Annotated in this window: 7 protein-coding genes and 4 tRNA genes; 8 read left to right on the forward strand and 3 right to left on the reverse strand. The window is 43.8% G+C overall.

Annotation, left to right across the window (positions count from 1 at the left end):
* A partial coding sequence (locus DPF91_RS21595) for a transposase (protein ID WP_164684266.1) occupies positions 1 to 241 on the forward strand: 241 nt, incomplete at its 5' end.
* A gap of 424 nt (positions 242 to 665) precedes the next feature.
* On the opposite strand, the gene pssA is transcribed toward DPF91_RS21595, so the two are convergent.
* Both pssA and DPF91_RS21605 read right to left on the reverse strand, forming a co-directional pair.
* Positions 666 to 2,006, reverse strand: coding sequence for a CDP-diacylglycerol--serine O-phosphatidyltransferase (gene pssA, locus DPF91_RS21600; RefSeq protein ID WP_117236496.1), 1,341 nt, complete (start codon positions 2,004 to 2,006; stop codon positions 666 to 668).
* A gap of 99 nt (positions 2,007 to 2,105) precedes the next feature.
* The gene (locus tag DPF91_RS21605) at positions 2,106 to 2,540 is read right to left on the reverse strand and encodes a GNAT family N-acetyltransferase (RefSeq protein WP_117236497.1); all 435 of its coding nucleotides are present in this window, start codon (positions 2,538 to 2,540) and stop codon (positions 2,106 to 2,108) included.
* 66 nt (positions 2,541 to 2,606) lie between these two features.
* Here DPF91_RS21605 and murB point away from each other — a divergent pair, with 66 nt between their 5' ends.
* Both murB and birA read left to right on the forward strand, forming a co-directional pair.
* On the forward strand, positions 2,607 to 3,656 hold the full coding sequence (gene murB / locus DPF91_RS21610; RefSeq protein WP_117236500.1) for a UDP-N-acetylmuramate dehydrogenase: 1,050 nt from the start codon (positions 2,607 to 2,609) through the stop codon (positions 3,654 to 3,656).
* The gene (birA, locus tag DPF91_RS21615; protein WP_117236498.1) at positions 3,649 to 4,623 is read left to right on the forward strand and encodes a bifunctional biotin--[acetyl-CoA-carboxylase] ligase/biotin operon repressor BirA; all 975 of its coding nucleotides are present in this window, start codon (positions 3,649 to 3,651) and stop codon (positions 4,621 to 4,623) included. The genes murB and birA overlap by 8 nt, the downstream gene beginning before the upstream one ends.
* 28 nt (positions 4,624 to 4,651) lie before the next feature.
* Here the strand turns inward: birA and coaA are convergent, their stop codons facing one another.
* A complete protein-coding gene (gene coaA / locus DPF91_RS21620) occupies positions 4,652 to 5,563 on the reverse strand; it encodes a type I pantothenate kinase (RefSeq protein WP_117236499.1) in 912 nt (303 codons plus the stop codon).
* 206 nt (positions 5,564 to 5,769) lie between these two features.
* On the opposite strand from coaA, the gene DPF91_RS21625 reads away from it, so the two are divergent.
* The 5 genes from DPF91_RS21625 to DPF91_RS21645 form a co-directional block, all read left to right on the forward strand.
* Positions 5,770 to 5,845 (forward strand) — tRNA-Thr (locus DPF91_RS21625).
* A 36-nt stretch (positions 5,846 to 5,881) separates the two neighbouring features.
* Positions 5,882 to 5,966, forward strand: a tRNA-Tyr gene (locus DPF91_RS21630).
* A gap of 36 nt (positions 5,967 to 6,002) precedes the next feature.
* Positions 6,003 to 6,077, forward strand: a tRNA-Gly gene (locus DPF91_RS21635).
* A gap of 13 nt (positions 6,078 to 6,090) precedes the next feature.
* A tRNA-Thr gene (locus DPF91_RS21640) sits at positions 6,091 to 6,166 on the forward strand.
* Between the two features lie 94 nt (positions 6,167 to 6,260).
* On the forward strand, positions 6,261 to 6,530 hold a 270-nt coding region (locus DPF91_RS21645), incomplete at its 3' end, for a GTP-binding protein (RefSeq protein ID WP_241033858.1).

Raw genomic sequence — 6,530 nt, forward strand, 5'->3', positions numbered from 1 at the left:
CTCTGAAGATATCCGTCGGGCCATTTACACCACCAATGCGATTGAGTCTCTGAACAGCGTAATACGGAAAGCACTCAAGAAACGTAAGATCTTCCCAAACGACGAGGCCGCAACCAAGATGGTGTATCTAGCGATCAAAGACGCAAGCAAGAAATGGACAATGCCCATTCAAAACTGGCGTCAAGCTATGAGTCGATTTATTATCGAGTTCGAGGAACGATTAGAAAAATACATTAACTAGATGGCAGATACACAGAATCTGTTACAGCCTCTCTCAAGGTGTTTAGGAAGTCCCGCTTGAGCGCAAGCCCAGCCATTCCGCCACTTATTGAGAAGCCTCAGCAGAAATGCTGAGGCTTTCTTGCGTTTAAGAGCTGAGAATTTAGGACGGACTACGCCCTATAGAACGCTTCGCTTTTAGAAAGCTAGATATCTAGAGTCGTATCTACAATCGCACAATGGTTGACAATCTCACCTCTCCCCTCAAAATTCTCTAGCTCTCTAGCTCTCTAGCTCTCTAGCTCTCTAGCTCTCTAGCTCTCTAGCTCTCTAGCTCTCTAGCTCTCTAGCTCTCTAGCTCTCTAGCTCTCTAGCTCTCTAGCTCTCTAGCTCCTTGATACAAAAAAGCCCAGCTTGTTGCTGGGCCTAGTGTTCTACGTTATCTGCTAAAGAATCTGTTTTAGGATTCTGTCTGCCTTAACTCTTGTAATCTTACGTAGGAGCTTCTGTACAGCATCAGGATAGTCTTCGACCTTCTCTAGCTGCTTATAGGTACAGATTAGCTGTGTATGATTAAGGATGTTCTCCACTTCTTGCTCAAACTTAGGTGTTAAGCGATGGAAGTGATCTTGAACTAAAAGAGCATTCTCTAGGTCGAGTTTCCAAGCGCGTGGGTTTAGGTTATTGCCCGTTAATAGCATATAACGTTTATCTACCCAGATACCTTTTAGGTGATAGCTGTTTTCGTCATGCTTCCATAAGTGAATAGATAGCTGGCGACTTGCCAGATGTGCTTCATTTGCCTTAGCAAAACGACGCAAGTTCATCTCGTATAGGTAAGGTAGGCCACCAATGGTCTTAAATTCTTCTTCAGGTGAAATGAAAAAGTCATTTGCAGTTTTGTCACCAACAACAATGGTTACCTTCACACCACGTTTGATTGCTTTCTTTACTTCCTTCGCCAGACTTTTAGGGAAGTTAAAGTAAGGGGTACAGATGAACACTTCATCCTTTGCAAGAGCAACCAGCTGGTTAATGCTTTGGTTGAGTCTATTACGGCGTTTACCAACTCCGACAAGAGGCGTAATGGCAACCTGTTCATTTGATACGTCTTCATTCTCTAGATGATATCGCGATGCTGCAAGTGAGCCACGGAACTGGCGTATGGCTTGTTTGATCTCTTTCGTGTTTGGTTTATCGCTTTGAGTTAAGTCATTAACCGCTGGATGAGCAATCATCTCTTTAACGATAAATTTGACCATGCTGTCAGCCAGCTTTGTATTTTTTACTAGATGATAGCGGTCAAATCGATATCTATCTTTCTTATTTAGGTAGATATTGTTTAGGCTAGCACCGCTGTAGATTACTGTATCATCTACTATGAAGCCCTTAAGGTGAAGTACACCAAAGACTTCGCGACCGCGGACAGGGATACCATACACAGAAACCTTGTGTTCATGTTTCTCACTGAACTCTCGATACATAGCCGCATTACCTTCGGAGCTTTCAGCACCGATAAGACCACGCTGAGCGCGATGCCAATCCACACAGATGGCGACATCGAGTTCAGGATTGTTTTGTTTGGCTTGGTAGATAGTCGAAAGTACTTCACGACCAGCTTCATCGTCTTCCAGATACAGAGCTGCAATATAGATTCTCTGCTTGGCATTGCGAATCTCTTCTAATAGACGTAAGCGAAACTCTTGTGCTGAATGTAGAACATCAAAATCGTCTACATCAATAGCGAGTTTTGGCAGCCTTTCAAAAGGGTTGGTTTTAGCCATCATGATATGTTTAGCGACCTTTAATTATACAAGTTGCGAACCTGTTATATTATCAAACAGCCAGGCTCAAATACTAGATCAAGGTAACTATTGCTTAAGATTTCAGGTGATATTGCCTTCATATTGCATTGCTATTAAGGCTTTACCATGACGAGTATAACGCTCGTATAGATTACGTAGTGGGTTAGGTAGCTCATCTTGCTCGACAGTATGGAAACCGTGGCTTTGATACATTCCTTCAAGGTGAGTATATGCGAAGCAGTAATCGGTCGATTGAAGGATTTTCTCTTGGCAGTAATCAAGCAATTGGTGACCTACACCTAACGAACGGTGTGAAGGTATTACCAACATTCCCGTTAATAGGCGATATTGCTCTATCGTTTTGAATCGAACACAGCAGCACATCGATTTTTCATCTTGTCCGACAAGAATAAGTTCATCACTTTTAGCCTTTCCGGATGGGTAATGAGCTTTATACATGCGTTTAATTAAAGGAAGTTTGATCGGATCTAATTGAGTAATTGTCAGTGAAACCATTTCTTTTATATCTGTACTTTTAAGATCGGTTAGAATGTTGGCAGTTTAGTTTGAAGTTAGATGATCATGCAATTAATACCAGACACCAACTTAAAGCCCTACCATACCTTCTCAATAGAACAATACTGCCATGCTCTAGTAGAAGTATCTTCTGTTAAAGACATTGTAGATGCCTACAACCGCAGTGAGTGGCAGGCTCTGCCTAAACTGATGTTAGGGAAAGGCAGCAACCTACTTTTCACAGAAAAATTTGAAGGTGTGGTGTTGATTAACCGATTGAAGGGCATTAGTCATAACGAGGATGATCAGTTTCACTATCTGCATATTGAAGGAGGAGAGGATTGGCCTTCCTTGGTGAAGTGGTGTGTGAACCAAGGTATTGGAGGGGTTGAAAACTTAGCCATGATACCAGGGTGTGCCGGTTCTGCTCCGATCCAGAATATTGGCGCGTATGGTTTAGAGTTTCAAGATGTTTGTGAATATGTAGATGTTCTATATCTAGACTCGATGGAAACCAAACGACTGAGTTCGCTGGAGTGTCAATTTGGTTATCGTGACTCTATCTTTAAGCGTGAGTTGTTTGAGAAAGTCGTGATTGTTTCGATTGGTATGAAGCTAAATAAGCAATGGAAGCCAATCACACATTACGGCCCACTAAAAGCGTTAGATTCAGCGACAGTAACACCTGAACATGTCTTTGACGCAGTGTGTGATATCCGCAGCAACAAGCTGCCTGATCCTAGAGTTCAAGGGAACGCTGGTAGCTTCTTTAAGAACCCTGTGATCGCAAAAGATCAGTTTGATCAGTTGCAACAGCAATTTCCCGATATTGTAGGTTATCCAAGTGGCGATGAGATAAAAGTCGCCGCTGGCTGGTTGATCGATCGCTGTGATCTTAAAGGTTTCTCTGTTGGAGGGGCGCAAGTTCATCCAATGCAGGCTTTAGTGTTGATTAATACTGGTGAGGCAACAGCAGAAGATGTCGTTTGTCTTGCCCAACATGTTCGTCAGCAGATCTGGAGTAAATACGCTATTGCTCTAGAGCACGAAGTACGATTTATGGGGCAAAATCAAGAAACCGACCTGGATACAATCAAGGGAAGAGTTGATGCGTGAACATAAAGCAAAACTAAGCTTGCTGTCGATACTATCAGATGGGCAGTTCCACTCTGGCGAACGTTTAGGTGAACAGCTTGGAATCTCTCGCGCCGCTATTGGTAAGCATATTCAAGGTATTCAAGCATGGGGAATGGATATCTACCGAGTTCAAGGGAAAGGTTATCGTTTAAATAAGCCGATAGAACTGCTAGATCAAGCTCGCTTGGAGAGCAAAACATCAGTACCTATCTCACTGATCCCTATTATTGACTCCACCAATCAGTATTTGTTGGATAAAGGTGAAGAGTGTCAGTCAGGTGAAGTATGCATCGCGGAATATCAAGCGAAAGGCAGAGGGCGTCGGGGTAGAGAGTGGGTCTCTCCATTTGGCTCTAACCTCTACATGTCGATGTATTGGCAGCTAGAAGCGGGAATGGCAGCAGCTATGGGCTTAAGCTTGGTTATTGGCGTGTCGGTTGTTGAAGCGTTGGAACAGCTAGGTGTTGAAGACGTGAAGCTCAAGTGGCCGAATGATCTCTACTATCAAGACCGGAAACTGGCGGGCATCTTGATTGAAATGTCTGGGCAAGCAGGGGGGGCCGCTAATCTTGTTATCGGTATGGGTATGAACCTATCGATGTCTGGTGAACAAGGCGGCATTACTCAACCTTGGGTATCTCTTGATGAAGTGCTAGGTGACCACCGTATTGGGCGTAATCAGCTCGCATCAGCGATCATCAATGCATGGCAGGATTCATTGGAGCAATACGAATACCAAGGTATGAACGGGTTTGTCGAGCGTTGGAATCGATTAGACAACTTCATTAGCCGAGAGATAAAACTTTTAATGGGCTCTCGAGTTGTTAGTGGTATTGCTCAAGGTATTAACGAGCAAGGTGCTGTATTAATTGAGACCGATAAAGGTATAGAAAGTTATATCGGTGGTGAGATCTCACTAAGAAGCTGTGACACTAAGGAGCAGTGAGTAGTCTCCCATCTGACTCTATAGGGAGTTACTTGCGCAGCAACACTTGCTCTACAGTATGATTACTCCCTTTTTTCAATATTAGTTGTGCTCTCTCTCGAGTCGGTAGAATATTGCTCTCAAGGTTAATCCCATTGATGCTATCCCAAATAGACGAAGCCTTATCAATCGCTTGCTGCTGTGAAAGCTCAGTATAATGACTGAAATAAGAACCAGGCTTGGTGAACGCGCCTTGCCTAAACTTCATAAAGCGATCGATATACCACTGTTTAATCTGCGGTGTCTCTGCATCGACATAGATTGAGAAATCTAAGAAGTCAGAGACAAACACTCGATTGCTGTTCATTTCACCTTGGAGCACATTAAGACCCTCAATGATTAATACATCGGGTCTATCTACTACTTTTTTCTCGTCAGTGATGTTGTAGGTGAGGTGTGAGTAGACTGGTGCCTCTACATTACGTTTTCCGGCTTTTACATCTGAGACGAATTGCACCAGACGTTTTACATCGTAAGATTCTGGAAACCCTTTCTTCCGCATAATGCCACGCGATTCCAACTCTTCATTTGGATGTAAGAAACCATCAGTGGTAATAAGCTCAACCTTAGGGTGACTCTCCCATCGAGAAAGCAGTGCCTCTAGTAAACGCGCAGTTGTACTTTTGCCTACCGCAACACTACCTGCAATACCGATGACAAATGGCGGAGCTGGTTGACTATTACTTAGAAAACGGTGAAGAACAGAGTTTCGACTTTGGCGTGCTTCTACATATAGATTAAGTAAACGGGAGAGGGGCAAGTAGATCTCAGTAGCCTCTGCCAACGTGAGGTTTTCATTGATACCTTGCAGTTCTATCAGATCAGCCTCGGAGAGGGTCATAGGTACAGAATTACGTAACTCTGACCATTGGTCTCTATTGAAAGACAGATAAGGTGTCATGATTCTCTCGTTCTTAGTGGTAGAAAGAAAAGCAACATACAATAACCGTTGAATAATTCAAATGACTTAGCGCTAACTTAGGCCATCAATTGAATAAATCGCAGCAAAAACAGTACAAAAGAGATATTTTTTCGCCATTTGGCATTTTTTTTCTCATTGGGTATTGCAAGGCGGAAAATCATTCAATAAAATGCGCTCCACTTTGTGCCGACTTAGCTCAGTAGGTAGAGCAACTGACTTGTAATCAGTAGGTCACCAGTTCGATTCCGGTAGTCGGCACCATTCTTTCCTAAATGAGTAAGAATGCTTTAAAAATTTGGGGGGGTTCCCGAGTGGCCAAAGGGAGCAGACTGTAAATCTGCCGGCACTGCCTTCGATGGTTCGAATCCGTCCCCCCCCACCATATTCTTAAGGAAATAGCTCTCAGAGTATTACGTGTGCGTGCATCGTATAATGGCTATTACCTCAGCCTTCCAAGCTGATGATGCGGGTTCGATTCCCGCTGCACGCTCCAATTCTTTCGAGTTGCTGATATAGCTCAGTCGGTAGAGCGCACCCTTGGTAAGGGTGAGGTCGGCGGTTCAAATCCGCCTATCAGCACCAGCTCTCCAGCTATTTCCTTTTGATATATCACCAATAATTTTTTTGGTTGCGTGGCCGTCAAAGCCACCTAAATCCGTACCTAGAGGGACACCCCATGTCTAAAGAAAAATTTGAACGTACGAAACCGCACGTAAACGTTGGTACTATCGGCCACGTTGACCACGGTAAAACAACTCTAACTGCTGCAATCTGTACTACTCTTTCAAAAGTGTACGGCGGTGAAGCGAAAGACTTCGCATCTATCGATAACGCTCCAGAAGAGCGTGAGCGCGGTATCACAATCGCAACTTCTCACGTTGAGTACGACACTCCAACTCGTCACTACGCACACGTAGACTGCCCAGGACACGCCGATTACGTTAAA

Source organism: Vibrio maerlii (assembly GCF_003415655.1).
Lineage (GTDB): Bacteria > Pseudomonadota > Gammaproteobacteria > Enterobacterales > Vibrionaceae > Vibrio > Vibrio maerlii.

Coding starts and splice junctions, on each gene's coding strand:
- pssA (WP_117236496.1), bottom strand. CDS start 2,006: ATGATGGCTAAAACCAACCCTTTTGAAAGGCTGCCAAAACTCGCTATT.
- DPF91_RS21605 (WP_117236497.1), bottom strand. CDS start 2,540: ATGGTTTCACTGACAATTACTCAATTAGATCCGATCAAACTTCCTTTA.
- murB (WP_117236500.1), top strand. CDS start 2,607: ATGCAATTAATACCAGACACCAACTTAAAGCCCTACCATACCTTCTCA.
- birA (WP_117236498.1), top strand. CDS start 3,649: ATGCGTGAACATAAAGCAAAACTAAGCTTGCTGTCGATACTATCAGAT.
- coaA (WP_117236499.1), bottom strand. CDS start 5,563: ATGACACCTTATCTGTCTTTCAATAGAGACCAATGGTCAGAGTTACGT.